Here is a 459-nt window from a genome sequence, read left to right as displayed (position 1 = left end):
CTGAGATGACGGAAATTAATCGATAATTATGTCGACCTAACCCAATTTGTCATTCTGGATAAAGGATATCGCTATGCCAACTCCATGTTATATTTCCATTGAAGGAAAAACCCAAGGCAACATCACTGCCGGTGCATTTACTGCCGATTCAGTGGGTAACATCTATGTGCAAGGTCATGAAGACCAAATGTTAGTGCAAGAGTTTTCTCACGTTGTGACTGTACCGACAGACCCACAATCCGGCCAGCCTTCAGGCCAACGTGCGCACAAGCCGTTCCGTTTCACCGTGGCGTTAAATAAAGCCGTTCCGCTGCTGTATAACGCCTTAGCGTCTGGCGAAATGCTGCCGAAAGTGGAACTCAAATGGTACCGCACATCGGTTGAAGGCAAGCAAGAGCATTTCTTCACCACCACATTAACGGATGCGACTATCGTGAATATCGATTGCCAAATGCCGCA

At 47.1% G+C, this 459-nt stretch carries 1 protein-coding gene; it reads left to right on the top strand.

Annotated features, from left to right (window positions below):
• Window positions 1–73: 73 nt before the first annotated feature.
• Window positions 74–459: Hcp family type VI secretion system effector (locus tag SJ312_RS23390; RefSeq protein WP_319868427.1), on the top strand; the 386-nt coding region annotated here is incomplete at its 3' end.

The sequence above is a fragment of the Providencia sp. CIM-Carb-044 genome, assembly GCF_033901115.1.
In the GTDB taxonomy this organism is placed as follows: Bacteria; Pseudomonadota; Gammaproteobacteria; order Enterobacterales; family Enterobacteriaceae; genus Providencia; species Providencia hangzhouensis.
The sequence above is the reverse complement of the archived record's forward strand: the minus strand, read 5'-3'. Positions and strand labels throughout refer to the sequence as shown.